This window comes from Synechococcus sp. H55.11 (assembly GCF_047462475.1).
GTDB lineage: Bacteria > Cyanobacteriota > Cyanobacteriia > Thermostichales > Thermostichaceae > Thermostichus.
Window position 1 is genome coordinate 1 of sequence record NZ_JANSJI010000237.1, and the last position, 17859, is coordinate 17859.

The 17859-nt window shown below is 62.8% G+C and carries 18 protein-coding genes; 16 read left to right on the forward strand and 2 right to left on the reverse strand.

All coding sequences use genetic code 11. The annotated features are described in order from the left end of the window. From gyrA to NW853_RS09580, 3 genes are all read left to right on the forward strand, one after another. Positions 1-2310 (forward strand): DNA gyrase subunit A (gyrA, locus tag NW853_RS09570; RefSeq protein ID WP_414348900.1); only part of this gene is annotated, 2310 nt, incomplete at its 5' end. A gap of 238 nt (positions 2311-2548) precedes the next feature. Beyond that, a complete protein-coding gene (locus tag NW853_RS09575; protein ID WP_414334831.1) occupies positions 2549-2875 on the forward strand; it encodes a DUF760 domain-containing protein in 327 nt (108 codons plus the stop codon). Positions 2876-2938: 63 nt separating this feature from the next. Beyond that, positions 2939-4948 carry a hypothetical protein gene (locus NW853_RS09580; RefSeq protein ID WP_414348901.1) on the forward strand — a complete coding sequence of 670 codons (2010 nt, stop codon included), beginning with the start codon at positions 2939-2941 and terminating at the stop codon, positions 4946-4948. Here NW853_RS09580 and NW853_RS09585 read toward each other — a convergent pair. Both NW853_RS09585 and NW853_RS09590 read right to left on the reverse strand, forming a co-directional pair. After that, positions 4945-5952 (reverse strand): carboxypeptidase-like regulatory domain-containing protein, encoded by a 1008-nt coding sequence (locus NW853_RS09585; protein WP_414334833.1) that lies wholly within the window; start codon positions 5950-5952, stop codon positions 4945-4947. The genes NW853_RS09580 and NW853_RS09585 overlap by 4 nt on opposite strands. Positions 5953-6010: 58 nt before the next feature. Beyond that, the gene (locus NW853_RS09590; RefSeq protein ID WP_414348902.1) at positions 6011-7993 is read right to left on the reverse strand and encodes a carboxypeptidase regulatory-like domain-containing protein; all 1983 of its coding nucleotides are present in this window, start codon (positions 7991-7993) and stop codon (positions 6011-6013) included. Positions 7994-8139: 146 nt separating this feature from the next. Between NW853_RS09590 and rpmJ the strand changes: the two genes are divergently transcribed. From rpmJ to NW853_RS09655, 13 genes are all read left to right on the forward strand, one after another. Further along, positions 8140-8256 (forward strand): 50S ribosomal protein L36, encoded by a 117-nt coding sequence (gene rpmJ, locus NW853_RS09595; RefSeq protein WP_011433187.1) that lies wholly within the window; start codon positions 8140-8142, stop codon positions 8254-8256. A gap of 233 nt (positions 8257-8489) precedes the next feature. Then, positions 8490-8873 carry a 30S ribosomal protein S13 gene (rpsM, locus tag NW853_RS09600; protein ID WP_414334835.1) on the forward strand — a complete coding sequence of 128 codons (384 nt, stop codon included), beginning with the start codon at positions 8490-8492 and terminating at the stop codon, positions 8871-8873. Positions 8874-8936: 63 nt separating this feature from the next. After that, a complete protein-coding gene (gene rpsK / locus NW853_RS09605) occupies positions 8937-9323 on the forward strand; it encodes a 30S ribosomal protein S11 (protein ID WP_414348903.1) in 387 nt (128 codons plus the stop codon). A 144-nt stretch (positions 9324-9467) separates the two neighbouring features. Further along, positions 9468-10472, forward strand: a complete 1005-nt coding sequence (locus tag NW853_RS09610; protein ID WP_414334837.1) for a DNA-directed RNA polymerase subunit alpha — start codon at positions 9468-9470, stop codon at positions 10470-10472. A gap of 91 nt (positions 10473-10563) precedes the next feature. Continuing rightward, positions 10564-10914, forward strand: coding sequence for a 50S ribosomal protein L17 (gene rplQ / locus NW853_RS09615; protein ID WP_414334838.1), 351 nt, complete (start codon positions 10564-10566; stop codon positions 10912-10914). 9 nt (positions 10915-10923) lie between these two features. Beyond that, positions 10924-11766, forward strand: a complete 843-nt coding sequence (gene truA / locus NW853_RS09620; RefSeq protein ID WP_414334839.1) for a tRNA pseudouridine(38-40) synthase TruA — start codon at positions 10924-10926, stop codon at positions 11764-11766. 44 nt (positions 11767-11810) lie between these two features. Further along, a complete protein-coding gene (rplM, locus tag NW853_RS09625; RefSeq protein WP_414334840.1) occupies positions 11811-12266 on the forward strand; it encodes a 50S ribosomal protein L13 in 456 nt (151 codons plus the stop codon). Beyond that, the gene (gene rpsI, locus NW853_RS09630) at positions 12263-12676 is read left to right on the forward strand and encodes a 30S ribosomal protein S9 (protein WP_414334841.1); all 414 of its coding nucleotides are present in this window, start codon (positions 12263-12265) and stop codon (positions 12674-12676) included. The genes rplM and rpsI overlap by 4 nt, the downstream gene beginning before the upstream one ends. A gap of 77 nt (positions 12677-12753) precedes the next feature. Then, complete coding sequence (gene rpmE, locus NW853_RS09635) at positions 12754-12978, forward strand: 50S ribosomal protein L31 (protein ID WP_414334842.1); 225 nt, start codon at positions 12754-12756, stop codon at positions 12976-12978. Positions 12979-13042: 64 nt separating this feature from the next. Continuing rightward, positions 13043-14125, forward strand: coding sequence for a peptide chain release factor 1 (prfA, locus tag NW853_RS09640; protein WP_414334843.1), 1083 nt, complete (start codon positions 13043-13045; stop codon positions 14123-14125). Positions 14126-14197: 72 nt separating this feature from the next. Then, positions 14198-16831 carry a bifunctional aconitate hydratase 2/2-methylisocitrate dehydratase gene (gene acnB / locus NW853_RS09645; protein WP_414348904.1) on the forward strand — a complete coding sequence of 878 codons (2634 nt, stop codon included), beginning with the start codon at positions 14198-14200 and terminating at the stop codon, positions 16829-16831. A gap of 54 nt (positions 16832-16885) precedes the next feature. Next, a complete protein-coding gene (locus tag NW853_RS09650; protein WP_414334845.1) occupies positions 16886-17179 on the forward strand; it encodes a PepSY domain-containing protein in 294 nt (97 codons plus the stop codon). Positions 17180-17358: 179 nt separating this feature from the next. Then, positions 17359-17799 carry an Hsp20/alpha crystallin family protein gene (locus tag NW853_RS09655; RefSeq protein WP_414334846.1) on the forward strand — a complete coding sequence of 147 codons (441 nt, stop codon included), beginning with the start codon at positions 17359-17361 and terminating at the stop codon, positions 17797-17799. The last annotated feature ends 60 nt before the right edge of the window (positions 17800-17859 follow it).

Below are 17859 nucleotides of genomic sequence, written 5' to 3' on the forward strand. Positions count from 1 at the left end.
GGGGATCAGGCGGTTTACGATGCCCTGGTGCGCATGGCGCAGGACTTCTCCATGCGGGAGCGCCTGGTGGACGGGCACGGCAACTTCGGCTCCATCGACAACGACCCGCCGGCGGCCATGCGCTACACCGAGTGCCGCCTCACCGCCTTTGCCCAGGAAGCGCTGCTGCAGGATATCGACGCCAACACCGTCGACTTCATCGACAACTACGACGGATCCCAGCAAGAGCCGCTGGTGCTGCCGGCGCGGATCCCGCAGTTGTTGTTGAACGGATCTTCCGGCATTGCCGTGGGCATGGCCACCAACATCCCCCCCCACAACCTGGGAGAGCTGGTGGACGGCCTGATTGCCCTCATCCACAACCCCAACCTGACCAGCTTGGAGTTGATGCAGTGGATCCCGGCCCCCGATTTCCCCACCGGCGGGCTGATCCTGGGCCAGGAGGGCATCCGCGAAGCCTATACCACCGGGCGCGGCTCCATCACCCTGCGGGGGGTGGCCACCATCGAGACCATTGAGCAGCGGGGCCGACCGGCGCGGGACGCCATCATCATCACCGAGCTGCCCTACCAGACCAACAAGGCAGCCATGATTGAAAAAATTGCCGAGCTGGTCAACGACAAAAAACTGGAAGGCATTGCCGACATTCGCGACGAGAGCGACCGCAGCGGCATGCGGGTGGTGATCGAGCTGAAGCGGGATGCCCAGCCCCAGGTGGTGCTCAACAACCTCTACAAGCAGACCCCCCTGCAGTCTAGTTTCGGGGTCAACATGCTGGCCATCCTCAACGGCGAGCCGCGCACCCTGACCCTGCGGGACGCGCTGCAGGCTTTCTTGGATTTCCGGGAGGCGGTGATCGAGCGGCGCACCCGCTATGAGCTACAAAAGGCGGAGGAGCGGGATCACCTGTTGCAGGGGTACCTGGTGGCTTTGGGGCAGTTGGATCAGGTGATCGCCCTCATCCGCGGAGCCGCCGATACCGCCGCCGCCCGATCCGAATTACAAGCAACATTGGGCCTGAGCGAAGCGCAAGCCGACGGGATCTTGCAAATGCAACTGCGCCGCCTCACCGCCCTGGAAGCGGAGAAAATCCAGGCCGAACACGAAGACTTGGTGAGGCAAATTGCCGATTTGCGGGATATTTTGGCCCGTCGGGAGCGGGTGATGCAGATCATCAGCGAAGAGCTGCAGCAGCTCAAGGCCCGCTTTGCCAGCCCGCGCCGCTCCCGCCTCTGTCTGGAAGACTGTGAGCTGCAGACAGCCGATCTGATCGAGAACCGCGAGACGGTCATCTTTCTCACGGAGCAGGGCTACATCAAGCGCATGGACATCAAAGAATTTCAGGTGCAGGGGCGGGCCACCCGCGGCAAGGCCGGCACCCGTATCAAAGACGACGATGCCATCGAGCAATTTTTTGCCTGTCGCAGCCACGACACCATCCTCTTTTTCACAGATCGGGGGATGGTCTATACCCTGCCTGCCTACGAGATCCCGCAGGGAAGCCGCACCGCCCGCGGCAGCGCCATCGTCCAGTTGCTGCCCCTGAGCCGGGAAGAGCGGGTTACCTCGATGGTGCCCGTGAGCAAGTTCAGCGACGACGAATATCTGGTGATGCTGACCCAGGGGGGCTACATCAAAAAAACGGCCCTCAGCGCCTTTGCCAATGTGCGTTCCAACGGCCTAATTGCCATTTCTCTGGAGGAAAACGATGAGCTGCGCTGGGTGCGCCGCGCCCGCTCCAGCGACGATGTAGTGATGGCAACCCGCCAAGGCATGTCCATTCGCTTCCGGGCAGATGACGAGCAACTGCGTCCCCTAGGGCGGCCTGCTCGCGGCGTGCGGGCCATCACCCTCAACCCCGGTGACGACATCGTCAGTATGGACATTATTTTCGCCGAGTCGGTGATGGCTGCTGAGCGAGAGGGGGAGGGGCTGGCCAACCCCTGGGTATTGGTGATCACCAAAGAAGGGCGGGGCAAGCGCTCGGCCATCGACCACTTCCGTCAGCAAAACCGGGGTGGCAAGGGGGTGATCGCCACCAAGTTCCGCCAGGAGTCGGATGAATTGGCTGCCCTGCGCATCGTCAATGCCGAGGACGAGATCCTGTTGGTAACTGCCAGAGGCATTGTTATGCGCCAGTTGGCCAAGGCCATCCCCACTCAGTCTCGTGAGGCAACAGGGGTGCTGGTGCAGCGCTTGGATCCCGAAGACAGCATTGTAGCGGTGACGGTGGTGCCGGCCTCTTTTGTCGGGGATCCCACTGAAGTCGAGGAAGAGCCCGCGGGCGAAACCTCGGAAGACAGCCGTTGATCCTGAGGCCCCAGCTTCAGCTCTGGATCCCAGGTGCGGTATTTGCCACGGCAGAGGGGTAGGATCCCGTACCGAGAGGGGTGAGGATTGGGTGTTAGCGTTGACATAGCCCAAAGCGGCCAACTGCGAAGGCCTGAGTGATCAGGCCGGGCTTCCGAGTTGGGCTGGATCTGCTGTGTTTGGGGAGCTTGGTGACTCCATGTCGAGCCCATTAAATTTCATCCCTGGTTTTGAGGCTGTGCAAACTCCGAGCCCCGACAACCGGCTCTGGCAGTATCTGCAAGCTCAGGATCCCAGCATTTTTCAGGATATTGCCCGCAATTCTTCCCCTGAAGTGCTGGAGATCTTGGGCCACAACATCCGCAGCTTGGTGGGGAGCTTGCCCTCCGATCAATTTGGAGTGCAGATCATCACCAACCGCGAGAGCTTGGCGAAAATGCTCTCCGGCGCGATGATGGGCGGCTATTTTCTGCGGGTGATGGAGCAGCGTCTGGCCCTGGAGCAATCCTTGGGCAGCCCGTCCGCTCCTGACACTTCTCCTCATTCGGAGAGCGGCCATTCTTAGCCGCCCAGGCATAACTTCCTGCGGCATGGCGCTAGAGTGGAGCTGTCGGGCTGGGCCAGGAGCATGCAATTTCTCGTCGCTCTTTTGTTAGCACTGGCGTGGCTGTTTGCCCCCAGCCCGGTTCAAGCCCAAGGGGTTGCTTGCCCCTACGCCACCTTGCGCCTGGAGTCCAGGCTGGCGGTGGATGCCAAGCAAGTCTGCGAGGCGGCTGCCCCCTGGGCAGCGAAAGGTTTTCGGGTGCTGGTTTATCTCACCGATGCGCGGGATCCCTCGGAGCAGGCCTGGTTTGCCCGTTTGGATCGTGTGGAGGCAGAGGCCGGCCTGCGGGATCTGTCGCAAGGGGATTTTTACGACCGCAACGGCTTGACGGTAGCCGCCAGCACCGATACTTTCCCGCCCTGGGGGTTCAACATCACCTATGGCGAAACCCTCTACGGCACCCGCCTCGATACCGCCGACCACGAGTACCAACACCTCCGATCCCAGGTGCGCGAGCTGCTTGGCCAAGGGGATCCCTCGCAGGCGCTGGTGGTCGGGCTGCAGCAGAGCTATCGGCTGGCCTATCCGCCTCCGCCTTCCCCCTGGCCGCTGCTGGGAGTGGGGGCCGGTGCCGCAGCGGTGATCGGCGGCACGATCTCCTGGCGCAGGCAGCGGCGCCGCCGGCAGTTGCAAAACCAGATCCAAGTCCTGCAAGCTCCGGTGGCCACTCTGCTCTTGGCCCTAGAGGGTCTCTTGCCCAGTGACAAGCCGGAGGAGACTATCTTCTACCGGCTTTATTTGATTTTGGGGGGGGAGCGCTACCCACAGTTGGGATCCCGCCTCCTCGAGACTTTGCAGGCCTGTCGGCAGGCTCTCACGCAGGCCTTTTGGGTGCAAGGGCAGCTCTCCAACCAAACTCCCACCACCCTCAGGGAGCTGGAGCAGCAGGTGGAAGCCTGGGAACGCCTCTACATCAGCCTGGTGGGCAGCCGTGAGCGCCTGCTCAACCTCAGCGAAGAGCAACTGCAAACTTTGCTCAACCCGGTGCAGTTTCTTCCCTCTAACCTGGCCGAGGAAGGGGGATCCCTGCTGCGGCAACTGGAAGACCTGCGCCAACAGTTGGAAGGTCGCCCCCTGAAAGTCGAGCTGCTGCGGGTGGATCCCAGCCGCTTGGATGCCGATGGCATTCTCGGCCTGATCGAGCGGGTGCAACGGGAGCTGGATCGCCTGCAGAAGGCCCCTGCTCTGCTCTCCGCCAAGCTGGCTACTCTGGAAAACCGATTGCGCCAAGCCCCTGCGGGGATCCCGACCTCTCTCGGCTCTGGCTTGGCCGGGCTGTTGAACCAAGTGCGCTCCCTGCAGCAAAGGGGTTTGGATCTGGATGGGTTGGAGCTGGCCGAGGCCGGGATCCGCCTGCTGGATCTGCTGGCTCAACTGCAAACTTGGCAAAACCAGGGCTACCGCTTTCCCCGGCAGGCCGACGACCTGGCCCAACTGGCCTCAGCCCTGGGATCCCTGCCCGAGCTGCACAGCGCCATCGACAGCCTAGAAAACCACAGCCGCGCCTACGTCCAGCAACACCAAAAAAACCAGGCCGAGCTCAGCCGCCTGCAAACTCAGCTCCAAAGCCTCAAGCAGCGCCTACCCGACCTGGATCGCCGCCTGAGCCGGGTGTATGGGGGCTTCTTCCGCCACCCGCCGCAGGAAGAGCGCAAAGCGCTGGAAGAAACGAGGCGGCTCCTCCTCTACATCAGCCAAGAGGGGATCCCGGCCATTCAGCGCTGGAACAGCCTCTCCGAGCAGAACTTCGATCAGGCCCAGCAAGAGATCGAGCGGGTTCAAGCCGCTCTGCAGCGCTGTGCAGACAGGCTGGATCGCCTGGAGCGATCCCTGTGGCAGGCGGAGCAAGAAGATGAGCGGCACAGCACCGTTACAGTCTTTACCTCGACTTCCTCTTGGGACAGGGACTTTGGCCGCTCTTCGGGCACGGGATCCTGGGGCGGCTCTTCTGGTTCTTCCGGCTCCTCCTCCCGCCATTCCTCCGGGGGCAGCTCTTCCCGCCACTCTTCGGGCGGCTCCTCCCGTCGTCGCTAGGGGGTGGGGATGACCAGCTCCACAGCCGTATCCAGGCGCGAGGGCGGGGGTGGGGCCTCGCCTGGAGCCAGTTCCAGGTAGGGGGCCAGGGGGTGATTTTCTTTCCAGCGGGATCCGATTTCGCCGGCCATTTGGGTGACCTGGATTTGATAGAGCTGCGCCAGCTCAGCGGCGTTGAGGTTGCCCCGCTCCACCTGATCGCGGCTGGCTTCTGCCAGAACCTCCGCCATGAGGTTGCCCTGCTCGTCAAACCGCCACAGCTCCAGGCGGCTGCGGGAGCGCAGACTCACCTCCGTCGGCGAGGCCGGGCGGGTGAGGACATCGACGCGGGCGATGACAATGGCCTCCAGGCCCAGGTAATCGAAAAACTGGCTCACCGCTTCCGGCTTGCGGCGATCCCACTCAAACAGCTCGTAGACCGGCCAGCCCACCTGGCGCAAAAGGGGCTGAATGCGGCGGTTGTCCAGGGGCACCACCTTCTCGCTGTTGGGGATCAGGCCCAGGCGCACCGCTTCGATGGCCAGGCGCTGGCCCAAAAGCTGGGTATGTTCCAGTCCTCCTACCCCCAAAATGCCGAGGCGACGCCGGGGTTGGGGCCGGATGGGCACCTGCAAAACCACATCCACAGGGGTGGTCAGGCCCGCCTGCAGCAGGATCTCGTGCTCCGCCTTTTCGTAGTCGGGGTGCCATACGGTCAACATCCAACGTCCGGCAGGAGCCTGGTCGAGCTCAAACGCCCCCTGCTCGTCCGTCTGGACGGGCTCCAAGCCCTCCAACTGCACCTGCGCCCCGGCCACCGGCTGCCCCAGGCTGTTGCTCACCTGCCCCACCAGCCGTGCCTGGGATCCCACCTGGTCTCGATGGGGAAACAGCGGTGTGAAGTGGGGAATGGGGGTGACCGGCGCCTGGGCCAGCGCTCCTGGAGTCAGGGCCAGCCAGCCGCAGAGACCTAGGCTGCCTAAGCTAACCTTGCGCCGCAGCGCAGTGAGGGAGAAAAGAGGCATGGCGACATCTGCTAATCGCAGTGGGTTCTGGAGAGACAAAATCCTGCTGCAGGGATCCTTACCCAGAAAAGGGATTGTTGGCCTGCCATTGTTGGATAAAGACGGGCACCATGTTGCGCACCTGCAGCCGAAACAGGCCCGCTGCCGCATCTTCAAACAGCGGATCCCCGCCCACATCATCCCGCCCATAGGCCTCATAGTAGCGAGCCCGATCCCCCGGCCGATCCCGCTGCAAGTCCACCACCACCACCAGGCCGCGGCTGCGCAACTGGTTGGGGGTGAAATTGGGAATTTCCACCGGCACAGCCGGGGCCAGGAAGCGCAGGGCCGTATTCAGCAGCGAGCTGCCCTGGCGGTTGTAGTCCCGCGAAATCTGCAGTTGGGTCAAGAGAATGTAGCGCAAGCCAAGGGCGTCGCCGATGGCCTTCAGCTTGGCCAAGTCGGCGGTGTAGCGCTCATCCCGATCCAACAGAGTGAGGCCCTGGATGAGGGGCAAAAGCGGCTCAAAGCGGGGATCCGGCCCCAAAGGCCCGTTCAAAAGCAGCACCGGTCGCTGCGGCTGCAACTCCTTCAGGGCCAGGCTGAGGTGGCGGGCCAGCTCATCCGAGTAAACCGGCTCATCCGGCAAAAGGCCAATGCCCTCCGGCTGGCGGGCCGGCTGCCCCGGCGGCAGGCGAATATCTTGGGTGGATACAAAACCGGCCCGCACCTCCACCTGGGTGCTGGTGGGCGGAAACCCCGGCACCTCCACATCCACCAGGTACAGCCCCGCCGGCAACTCCGGCAATACATAGGTGCCGTCGGCAGCGATGCGAACCGTCTGCGGGGGCTGCGTGGAGGTGGCGGCCAGGCGCAAAACCCCCGTCTGGACGGGTTGGCCGGCAATATCCAGCACCCGCCCCGTCACCACGCCGCGGTTGCCGGAAGAGGGGATCCCATTCTGCTGGCTTGCCCCCCCATTCCAGGGCTCCGCCCGTCCGTCGCCAACTTGAGCCTGAATATCCACCAGACGGCGCAAAGCCGGGATCCCTGCCGCCACCACCCACAGATCCCGCTCCCCCAGCCTCACCAAACCCGTGGGTTGTCCCTCCAGCCGCAGCGAGGCGGCCAATCGCCCCACCTCCAGATCCACCACCTGCAGACGGTCGCTGTTGCGGGAGGTCACGTAGGCCCAGCGGCCATCGGCGGAAAGGGCCAGCCGTGTCGGTCGCCAATCCAGGCCAATCCGCTGCAGGGCCTCGCCGCTGCGGCCCAGATCCAGCACCGTCAGATCCTGGCTGCCCGAGTTGAGCACCACCAGGCGTTGCCGTTGGGCATCCAGAGCCATCGCTTCTGGAGTGTTGCCGCCGCGCCAGCGAGCCAACAGCTCGCCATTGTCGGGGTTGACCACCAGCAGGCTGAGGGGATCCTCGCCGGCCAGGCCCACAAACAGGGCTCCCCGCTCTGGGTCATAGGCCAAAGCCAAGGGTGGCCCCGGCAGCGGCAAGTTGCGGGCCTGCGGAGGCTCCGATCCATTCCGTTGGCGGTTGGGAGCGGGGATCACCGCCAAACTTTGGGCGGCGGGCATGGAGGCGAAAACTCGCCCCCCGGCCGCATCCACGGCCATATCCAAAACCCCCGCCGGCAGCCCGTAGGCCTGCAGCAGCTCCCCCGTCAGCAAATCAAGGGCCACCACCCCAGGAGCATTGGGGCCGGAGGCATAGACCACCTGCTGCACCGCATCCACCCGCACCACGCCGGGGGCAAAGCCCACCGCCACCTGCCACAGGGGATCCCCGCTCGCCCCATCCAGCAGCGTCACTGCCTGCGCTTCCAACAGTCCCACCGCCAGCCAGCCCCGCTCCGGCACCGCATCGAGGCGATCGGCAGAGCTGGGCAAGGGCAAAAGCCAATCCCCCTCCCCCCTCTGCCCGTTTTCCGCCGCCGAGAGGTTCCCCCCAGAAGCGGGAGAGCCTGTTTCAGGCGAAGGGATCCCCTGCCCCAACACCGGGGAGCCCAGCCCCAGCACACTGCCCAGCACGACCAGCCACTGCCACTGCATTGCCCTTCTCCACCCCAGAGCCGCGCCTGCTTGGACCCAGCATAGCCAACCTGCCTGTTCGCTTGCCCTCGGAAGCCCAAACACATTTTGACAGGCTGCCCAGACGAACTTAGAATGGATATTCGCTGGTTTTAGCAGGATCAACCATGAAGGTGCGGCCCTCCGTCCGTCGGATCTGTGAAAAGTGCCGAGTTATCCGCCGCCATGGGCGGGTGATGGTGATTTGCTCTTCTAACCCGAAGCACAAGCAGCGGCAGGGATAAGGGCACGACGGCGGCTGTGTCCAGGAGCGCAGCAGAAGACAAAGACAGTGGAGCCTAGCACAACGGAGCAGAGCCCTGGGCGGCGGTGAGAGCATGGATCCCACGTTTGGCCTTGCTGTGGCACACTCCCCGCTTTGGCGATCCCAATCTTAGCAGCCGGCAGGCAACTCAGTTCTTTTGCGCAAGTTTGTTCGAGTTAGTTTGATTGGTCGGATTATAAGGCATCCCAGACTATGGCACGGATTGCGGGAGTTGACATCCCTCGAGAAAAGCGAGTTGAGATCGCCCTCACCTACATTTATGGCATTGGGCTAACCCGCTCGCGTCAAATTTTGGCGAAAACCGGCATTAACCCGGATACTCGTACCCGTGACCTCAGCGACGCCGAGGTGGCCGCCCTACGGACGGTGGTGGAGGGCGAGTACCAGGTGGAAGGGGATCTGCGCCGCCAAGAGGCGATGAACATCAAGCGGCTGATCGACATCGGCACCTATCGAGGCCGCCGCCATCGCCTGGGTTTGCCCGTACGCGGCCAGCGCACCCGCACCAACGCCCGCACCCGCAAGGGGGTGAGGAAAACGGTTGCCGGCAAGAAGAAAGCTCCTGCCAAGAAATAAGACCCTTCGACCATTCCAATCCCAAACAGTTGTCAAACAGTTGATTGCAAGGACGCATGGATCATGGCTCGGCAGCAACGGCGCGGACGTAAAGTCAAAAAGAACGTTCCCAACGGAGTGGCCTATATTCAGTCCACCTTCAACAACACCATCGTCACCATCACCGATCCCAACGGCGATGTAGTGTCTTGGGCTTCGGCAGGTTCTACCGGCTTCAAAGGCGCCAAAAAAGGCACCCCCTTCGCCGCCCAAATGGCCGCAGAAAATGCAGCGCGGCAGGCGATGGAGAACGGCATGCGTCAGATCGAAGTGATGGTGAGCGGTCCAGGAGCCGGCCGGGAAACCGCCATTCGCGCTCTGCAGGCAACGGGCCTGGAGATCACCCTCATTCGGGATATCACCCCCATTCCCCACAACGGCTGCCGACCCCCCAAGCGGCGGCGTGTCTAAAGGATCCCGACTTGAGGGCCGGGCGAGCGTCTGGGGGGTTTCTTCCAAGGCTACGCGCCGCGCCAGCGACCGGTTTGCCCGAGATGACCTCTGAAGTTTCATAAGTTCTCCAAGCGGATATCCAGCCAGACGGACGGGGCCATTATGATGATTCAAACCAGCCGAACCCTCCATGCTTTGAGCAGCAAAGCGAGCGCAAGCGCTGTTGCCTACCAGACCGAGTGCGTTGAATCCCATCAGGATGCCACCGGCGTTCACTACGGCAAATTTGCTCTGGGGCCGCTGGAGCGCGGCCAAGGGATCACCGTGGGCAACGCCCTGCGGCGGGTGTTGCTCTCCAATCTGGAAGGGACGGCAGTAACCGCTGTCCGCATCGCCGGCGTGAGCCACGAGTTCTCCACGGTGCCGGGAGTGCGGGAAGACGTGATGGAGATCCTGCTCAACATGAAGGAGCTGGTGCTGCGCTCCACGGCTCCTGACACGCAGGTGGGCCGTTTGGTGGCGCAAGGGCCGGGGGAAGTTACCGCCGAGAAGCTGCAATTGCCCAGCGAAGTGGAGGTGATCAACCCCCGCCACCACATTGCCACTTTGGCGGAAGGGGCGATTTTGGAAATGGAGTTTATGATTGGCCGGGGACATGGCTACCGCGCCGTCGATTACTCCGACAGCAAATCGACGGCCATCGATTTTCTGCAGATCGACTCCGTCTTCATGCCGGTGCGCAAGGTGAACTACACGGTGGAAGCAGCCCGGGTCGGCCAGTCCCTGGAAAAAGATCGTCTAATATTAGAGATCTGGACCAACGGCAGCCTCACTCCGCAAGAGGCCCTCAGTCAAGCGGCCCGCATTTTGGTGAGCTTGTTCTCGCCCCTGCAGGAGGTCAGCTTCGATGCGCCGGTAGCGCCTCAGCAAACCGAAGATAACCAAAAGAACCAGATCCCCATCGAGGAGCTGCAGCTATCGGTACGGGCCTACAACTGCCTGAAGCGAGCCCAGATCAATACGGTGGCGGATCTGTTGGTCTACACCGAGGAGGATCTGCTGGAGATCAAAAACTTCGGCCAGAAATCTGCCGAAGAGGTGATCCAGGCCCTCAAGAATCGCTTTGGCCTAACGCTGCCCCGCGCCCGCGAAAAGGGCAAGGCCTAGAGCCCCAAGCAACCCTCCAAGGTGCTTGGCGCCGCCGGCGTCACCGCAAAACTCAGTCAGGATCCCCGAAGAGCCCAGGATAGAGGTTACCATGCGTCACCGTCGTCGTACCCCCCACCTCAACAAGCCTGCCGACCAGCGCAAAGCCCTGCTGCGGGCGCTGACCACAGCTCTGCTGCGGGAAGGGCGGATCACCACCACCAAAGCCCGCGCCAAGGCCATTCGCGCCACCACCGAGAAAATGATCACCCTGGCCAAAGAGGGATCTTTGGCGGCGCGGCGGCAGGCCCTGGCCTACGTCTACGACAAGGAGCTGGTGCGCTCTCTGTTTGAGCAAGCGCCGGAGCGCTACCGCGATCGGGCCGGTGGCTACACCCGCATCCTGCGCACCGTGCGTCGGCGGGGGGACGGAGCGGAAATGGCGGTCATCGAGCTGGTGTGAAGGGATCCCATGCAAAGCCGTCGCATTGCCCTGAAAATTCAGTACCTCGGCAGCGGCTTTCGCGGCTGGCAGCGTCAAGCGGGCCACCGCACCGTACAGGGGGTGCTGGAGGAGGCGATTGCGTCGCGGGCCGGGCACCCGGTGGCCCTCTACGGGGCAGGGCGCACCGATACGGGGGTTCATGCCTCAGGCCAGGTGGCCCACTTCGACACCACCTCTGGCATCCCACCCACGGAGTGGGCGCGGGTGCTGAACGACTGTCTGCCGGAAGATGTGGTGGTACTGGCTTCCGCTCAGGTGCCTGACTTCTGGCATGCCCGCTTTTCGGCCCGCTGGCGCCGCTATCGCTACTTGATCCTGAACCGGGAGCTGCCGGATGTGTTCTGGCGCCTCTTTAGCTGGCAGGTGCGTTGGCCTTTGCAGGTGGAGCCGATGGCGGAGGCCCTCCACTCCCTGCTGGGCGAGCACAGCTTGGAAGCGTTCCGGCGGCGCGGATCCGACCGGCCCCACTCGCGGGTGCAGGTGCAGGAGGTGCTCTGCCGGCGGCTGGGGGATCTGGTGAGCATCGAGGTGCAGGCCAGCGGCTTCCTCTACCGGATGATGCGGCTGCTGGTGGGATCCCTGGAGGTGGTGGGCCGCGGCGAGCTCAGCCCGCAACAATTTGTCCACCTCTGGCAGCACAACGACTGGAGCCAGATGCGCACCCGCTACAGCGCCCCTCCGCAAGGGTTGTGTTTGCTGGATGTGGGCTACGCTGCGGATCCTTTTGGGCGGCAGTTTGCCCACTTGTTGCCCTTTTTGGGGCCCCCTGAAGCCCGCCATCTGGCTGTGGGTGTCCCTTCCTTGGTCTGAGCGTTTTCTTGTCCAATCCTGCAGTTCTGTCCTCCTTAGCTGCCATGAACAAAACTCCCCTTCCCACTCCCGAAACTGCGGCGCCCCGCTGGTACCTGGTGGATGCTGCCGACCAGCGGCTGGGGCGCCTGGCCGCGGCCGTGGCCACCCTCTTGCGGGGTAAGCACAAGCCCGACTTCACCCCCCATCTGGATACGGGGGACTATGTAATCGTGATCAATGCCGAAAAAGTGGTGGTCACCGGCAAAAAGCGCACCCAAAAGCTTTACCATCGCCACTCTGGCCGCCCTGGCGGCATGAAAGTCGAGACCTTTGCCCAACTGCAAGCTCGCCTGCCGGAGCGGGTGGTGGAAAAGGCGGTCAAGGGGATGTTGCCCCACACCCGTTTGGGCCGGCGGCAATTTACCAAGCTGAAGGTGTACGCCGGCCCCCACCACCCCCACGAGGCCCAGCAGCCGCAGGTGTATCCTGTTCACACGATCCCAGGAGCCAAAGCATGACGCAAGCAGCCAGCAGCCATCGAGCCGTTTATTGGGGAACCGGGCGCCGCAAAACCGCTGTTGCCCGCGTGCGCTTGGTGCCCGGCACCGGCAAGATCCTCATCAACGACAGGCCGGGAGACCAGTATCTGCAGTATCAAGAAGCGCTATTGGCCAACGTAAAAGCGCCGCTGGAGATCCTTGGTTTGGAGAACGCCTACGACATCCTGGTGCGAGCCCATGGGGGCGGCGTCCACGGCCAGGCCGATGCCATCAAGTTGGGGGTGGCACGCGCCCTCTGCGAGGTGGATCCGGCCAATCGCGGCCCCTTGAAGGTAGAGGGCTACCTAAAACGGGATCCGCGCGCCGTGGAACGGAAGAAATACGGCCTGCGCAAGGCCCGCAAGGCTCCCCAGTACTCGAAGCGCTAGGGATCCCCGCCATTGCTTTTTCAAGGTCGATGTTGGTAGACAAGGGTATAGAAACAAGCCCAGAGGAGGAGATTGCCATGCCCAAAAAAGGAATACACCCACAGTGGTATCCCGAAGCCAAAGTCATCTGCAACGGCGAAGTGGTGATGACGGTGGGATCCACCCAGCCGGAGCTGAAGGTCGACGTTTGGTCCGGCAACCATCCCTTTTTCACCGGCAGCCAGAAGATCATCGACAGCGAAGGACGGGTGGAGAAGTTCATGCGCAAGTACGGCATGGGCGGCAGCAAGAAAGCCAAGTAGCCGAGTTTCTGCACCAAGGTTCCCCATTTGGGCCCTGCTTAGACTTCTCGGTGAGGCTAGACCCATGGCTTCTGCTCAACTGATCGAGCAGCTTAAGAACGTCGAGGCCACTTTTCAGGAGCTGACGGTGCGCCTGGCCGATCCTGATGTGGCGACGGATCCGGCGGAGCTGCAGCGGATCGCCAAGGCCCGCTCCTCCCTGGAAGCCACCGTGCAGGCTTTTCACGATTGGCAGAAGCTGACTCGCGACCTGAAGCAGACGGAAGAGCTGCTGCGCGAGGCGGCCTCCGATCCGGAGCTGGAGGCGATGGCCAGGTCGGAACTCGAGCAACTGCGCGCCCGCCAAGAGCAACTGGAGCAACAGCTCACCCTGCTGCTGCTGCCCCGGGATCCCAACGACGAAAAAAACATCATGTTGGAGATCCGCGCCGGCACCGGGGGCGAGGAAGCGGCGCTGTGGGCGGCTGATTTGGCCCGCATGTACACCCGCTACGCCGAGAAGATGGGTTGGTCGGTGCGCCTGGCCAGCCTCTCGGAAGGAGAGATGGGGGGCTACAAAGAGGCCATCCTGGAAATCCGCGGCGACCAGGTCTATAGCAAGCTGAAGTTTGAGGCCGGCGTGCACCGGGTGCAGCGGGTGCCCGTGACAGAGGCGCAGGGGCGCGTCCACACCTCGACGGCCACGGTGGCGGTGATGCCGGAGGTGGACGAGGTGGAGGTGGTGATCGACCCCAAGGACATCGAGATCAAGACGGCGCGCTCCGGCGGGGCGGGCGGCCAAAACGTGAACAAGGTGGAAACGGCGGTGGATCTCCTCCACAAGCCCACCGGCATCCGCGTCTTCTGCACCGAGGAGCGATCCCAGTTGCAAAACCGGCAGCGGGCGATGCAGATTTTGCGGGCCAAGCTCTACGAGATGAAGCTGCAGGAGCAACAGGCCTCCATCAGCTCCGCCCGTCGCATGCAGGTGGGAACGGGATCCCGCTCGGAAAAAATTCGCACCTACAACTACAAGGACAACCGCGTCACCGACCACCGCCTCAACCAGAACTTCCTGCTCGAGCCGATTTTGGAAGGGGAGCTGGACGAGTTAATCCAAGCTTGTATCGGCCTATACCAAAAAGAGCTGCTGGCGGAGCTATCCTAAGCGCTGCTGGGATCCCTTCCTGCTGCCGACCTGGCGGTAGAATAAATACCCATGTCGAGTGGAATCCTCCCCATGCTGGCCGAGTACCGCCAACATGTTGCTGCCCGCGCGGATCAAGGGATCCCGCCGCTGCCCTTGAGCGCTGCCCAGACCAGCCAGGTGTGCGAGCTGCTCAAGGATCCCCCTGCCGGCGAGGAAGCTTTTTTGTTGCATCTGCTCACAGAGCGGGTGCCGCCGGGAGTGGATGAGGCGGCCTATGTGAAGGCGGGCTTTTTGGCGGCTGTGGCCAAGGAAGAAGCGCGCTCACCTCTGATTACCCCCCTGCGGGCGGTGGAGCTCTTGGGGACGATGCTGGGGGGCTATAACGTCCAGGTGCTGCTGGAGCTGCTGCAAGATGAACGACCGGAGATTGCCGCCGCGGCGGCCCGCGCCCTCAGCCACACGCTGCTGGTTTTCGATGCCTTCCACGACGTGCTGGAACTCAGCCAGGCCGGTAACGCCCGCGCTCGGCAGGTGCTGCAGTCCTGGGCTGAAGGAGAGTGGTTCACTACCAGGCCGCCCCTGGCCGAGGCCATCACCGTGACGGTGTTCAAAATTGCCGGCGAGATCAACACCGACGACCTCTCCCCCGCCGCCCACGCCACCACCCGCCCGGACATCCCCCTGCACGCCCAGAGCATGCTGGAGTCGCGCGCGCCGGGATCCCTGGCTGCTATTGCCGAGCTGAAGCGCCGCGGCTATCCGGTGGCCTTTGTGGGGGATGTGGTGGGCACGGGATCTTCCCGCAAGTCCGCCCTCAACTCCCTGCTCTGGCACATTGGCCACGACATTCCTTATGTGCCCAACAAGCGGGCCGGCGGGGTGATTCTGGGAGGCACGATCGCGCCCATTTTCTTCAACACCGCCGAAGATGCCGGCGCCCTGCCCATCCAGTGCGAGGTCTCGCGGCTGGAGACGGGCATGGTGGTCACCATCTATCCCTACGAAGGCGTCATCCGCTCTGAGGATGGCCAAGTCCTCTCCACCTTTTCCCTGCGGCCTGTGACCCTGCCGGACGAGGTGCGGGCGGGGGGCCGCATCCCCCTCTTGATTGGCCGGGCCCTCACCGACAAAACCCGCCAGGCCCTGGGGCTGGATCCCTCTCCCCTATTTATCCGTCCCACCCCGCCCGCCGACACCGGCAAAGGCTATACCCTGGCCCAGAAAATTGTCGGCAAAGCCTGTGGGCTGCCGGGGGTGCGCCCGGGCACCAGTTGTGAGCCGCTGATCACCACGGTGGGATCCCAGGACACCACCGGCCCCATGACCCGCGACGAGCTGAAGGAGCTGGCCTGCCTGGGCTTCAGCGCCGACCTGGTGCTGCAGAGCTTCTGCCACACCGCCGCCTATCCCAAGCCGGTGGACATCCAGATCCATAAAGAGCTGCCCGACTTTTTTGCCTCGCGGGGGGGCGTTGTCCTGCGGCCCGGCGACGGCATCATCCACTCCTGGCTCAACCGCATGCTGCTGCCGGATACCGTCGGCACCGGGGGCGACTCCCACACCCGCTTTCCTTTGGGCATCTCCTTCCCGGCGGGATCGGGGCTGGTGGCCTTTGCCGCCGCCATGGGGGTGATGCCCCTCAATATGCCGGAGTCGGTGCTGGTGCGCTTCCGGGGGGAATTGCAACCCGGGATCACCCTGCGGGACATCGTCCACGCCATCCCCTACGTGGCCATCCAGCGGGGACTGCTCACCGTCGAGAAGCAGGGCAAGAAAAACGTCTTTGCCGGGCGAATTATGGAGATCGAGGGCCTGCCCCATCTCAAGGTGGAGCAAGCCTTCGAGTTTACCGACGCCTCGGCAGAGCGCAACTGCGCCGGCTGCACCATCAAGCTAAGCGTCGAGACGGTCGCCGAGTACCTGCGCTCCAACGTGGTGCTGCTGAAAAACATGATCGCCCGCGGCTATCAGGATGCGAGAACTCTGCTGCGGCGCATCGCCAAGATGGAAGCCTGGCTGGCCAACCCCACCCTGATGGAGGCGGATCCCGACGCCGAATACGCTGCCGTGATCGAGATTGATCTCAGCAGCATCACCGAGCCGATCGTCTGTGCCCCCAACGATCCCGACAAGGTGATGACTCTAAGCGAAGTCCACGCCCAGCACGCGGCAGGCAACCCCGACACACCCATCCAAATTGACGAGGTGTTCATCGGCTCCTGCATGACCAACATCGGCCACTACCGGGCTGCCGCCAAGATCTTGGAAGGGCAAGGTCGGGCCAAGGTACGCCAATTTTGGATCTGCCCACCCACCCGCATGGACGAGGCGCAACTGCGCGCCGAAGGGGTGTACGGCACCTTTGCCGCTGTCGGCGCGAGGACGGAAATGCCGGGCTGCAGCTTGTGCATGGGCAACCAGGCCCGCGTGGCAGATGGGGCCACCGTCATGTCCACCTCCACCCGCAACTTCAACAACCGCATGGGCAAGGACGCGCGGGTCTATCTGGGATCCGCCGAGCTGGCGGCTGCCTGCGCCCTCCTGGGGCGGATCCCTACCCCTGAGGAATACCGGGAGATCGTTGCCACCAAGATCCAGCCCTTTGCCGGCGAGCTGTACCGCTACCTCAACTTCCACGAGATCCCCGGCTTTGAGGACGAAGGGCGGATCATCCCCCGCGAACAAATGCCCAAGCTGGAGGAAGTCCTCGGGATCCGTTCCTAAAGGGGCCACCCTGATACCATGGCAGCATGGTTTGCTAGCCTTGGAGAAATCCTGATGGCCCTGTCCCGAAAACTCACCCGCCAGATCCACCGCGCCCTCGCTCCCATCCTGGCCCTGCCCTTGGTGGTGACGGTGGTGACGGGATCCCTCTACCAAATTGCCCGCCTCAACGACAACTTGGACTACTACTGGCTAATCCAAATCCACAAAGGGCAGTGGGGGCCGCTGGATCTGCAGGCCATCTACCCCTTCTTAAACGGCCTGGGGCTGTTGGTGATGGTGGCTACCGGCCTGAGTTTGTGGTTGCAAACGAGATCCCATCGCCCGCCCCAGCGCAGCGATTCCTGAGAGCTTTCTCCTGATTCTTGGGTGAGAAAATACCCCAACCGATTTCCAGAAAACTCGACCTCTGGAGCCAGCCAGAAAGCTTATTTTAATGTACAGAGGCTAGGCTAAAGCCTTGTGAGTAAAGCTTAAAGAGAAGCTAACCAAAAGTTAACCAAAATCTGATCAGGAGGTGGATAGATATGGCTCTGGTTCGCTGGGATCCCTTTCGGGAAATTGACGAAATTCAACGGGAAATGAACCGGATGTTTGACCGGCTGATGACCCGTCCCGCCGAGACCGATGCCTTTGCCTTCGTGCCGGCGGTGGAAATGCACGACGATCCGGAAACCATTACCCTCAAGCTGGAGCTGCCCGGCTTGAACCCCAACGATCTGGACATCCAAGCGACGGCGGAAGCGGTCTCCATCAGCGGTGAGCGGCGCTTTGAAAAACGCTCCGAAGACAAAGGCGTAACCCGCACCGAGTTCCGCTACGGGCGCTTCCAACGGGTGATCCCGCTGCCCAACCGGATCAAGCACGATCAGGTGAAAGCGGAATACAAAGATGGCATCCTCACCCTGACTCTGCCCAAAGCGGACTCTGAAAAAGCCCAAGTGGTCAAAGTGAACGTTGTCTCCTAATGGGATGAGGCGAGCGCCACTTTTGGCTTAAGCAAGATCCAGATCCCAGAGGGTAGGCCA

What these genes read in the sequence shown, in the direction of transcription:
- NW853_RS09580 (WP_414348901.1), top strand. Translation starts at nt 2,939, where the DNA reads ATGCAATTTCTCGTCGCTCTTTTGTTAGCACTGGCGTGGCTGTTTGCC.
- NW853_RS09585 (WP_414334833.1), bottom strand. Translation starts at nt 5,952, where the DNA reads ATGCCTCTTTTCTCCCTCACTGCGCTGCGGCGCAAGGTTAGCTTAGGC.
- NW853_RS09590 (WP_414348902.1), bottom strand. Translation starts at nt 7,993, where the DNA reads ATGCAGTGGCAGTGGCTGGTCGTGCTGGGCAGTGTGCTGGGGCTGGGC.
- rpmJ (WP_011433187.1), top strand. Translation starts at nt 8,140, where the DNA reads ATGAAGGTGCGGCCCTCCGTCCGTCGGATCTGTGAAAAGTGCCGAGTT.
- rpsM (WP_414334835.1), top strand. Translation starts at nt 8,490, where the DNA reads ATGGCACGGATTGCGGGAGTTGACATCCCTCGAGAAAAGCGAGTTGAG.
- rpsK (WP_414348903.1), top strand. Translation starts at nt 8,937, where the DNA reads ATGGCTCGGCAGCAACGGCGCGGACGTAAAGTCAAAAAGAACGTTCCC.
- NW853_RS09610 (WP_414334837.1), top strand. Translation starts at nt 9,468, where the DNA reads ATGATGATTCAAACCAGCCGAACCCTCCATGCTTTGAGCAGCAAAGCG.
- rplQ (WP_414334838.1), top strand. Translation starts at nt 10,564, where the DNA reads ATGCGTCACCGTCGTCGTACCCCCCACCTCAACAAGCCTGCCGACCAG.
- truA (WP_414334839.1), top strand. Translation starts at nt 10,924, where the DNA reads ATGCAAAGCCGTCGCATTGCCCTGAAAATTCAGTACCTCGGCAGCGGC.
- rplM (WP_414334840.1), top strand. Translation starts at nt 11,811, where the DNA reads ATGAACAAAACTCCCCTTCCCACTCCCGAAACTGCGGCGCCCCGCTGG.
- rpsI (WP_414334841.1), top strand. Translation starts at nt 12,263, where the DNA reads ATGACGCAAGCAGCCAGCAGCCATCGAGCCGTTTATTGGGGAACCGGG.
- rpmE (WP_414334842.1), top strand. Translation starts at nt 12,754, where the DNA reads ATGCCCAAAAAAGGAATACACCCACAGTGGTATCCCGAAGCCAAAGTC.
- prfA (WP_414334843.1), top strand. Translation starts at nt 13,043, where the DNA reads ATGGCTTCTGCTCAACTGATCGAGCAGCTTAAGAACGTCGAGGCCACT.
- acnB (WP_414348904.1), top strand. Translation starts at nt 14,198, where the DNA reads ATGCTGGCCGAGTACCGCCAACATGTTGCTGCCCGCGCGGATCAAGGG.
- NW853_RS09650 (WP_414334845.1), top strand. Translation starts at nt 16,886, where the DNA reads ATGGCCCTGTCCCGAAAACTCACCCGCCAGATCCACCGCGCCCTCGCT.
- NW853_RS09655 (WP_414334846.1), top strand. Translation starts at nt 17,359, where the DNA reads ATGGCTCTGGTTCGCTGGGATCCCTTTCGGGAAATTGACGAAATTCAA.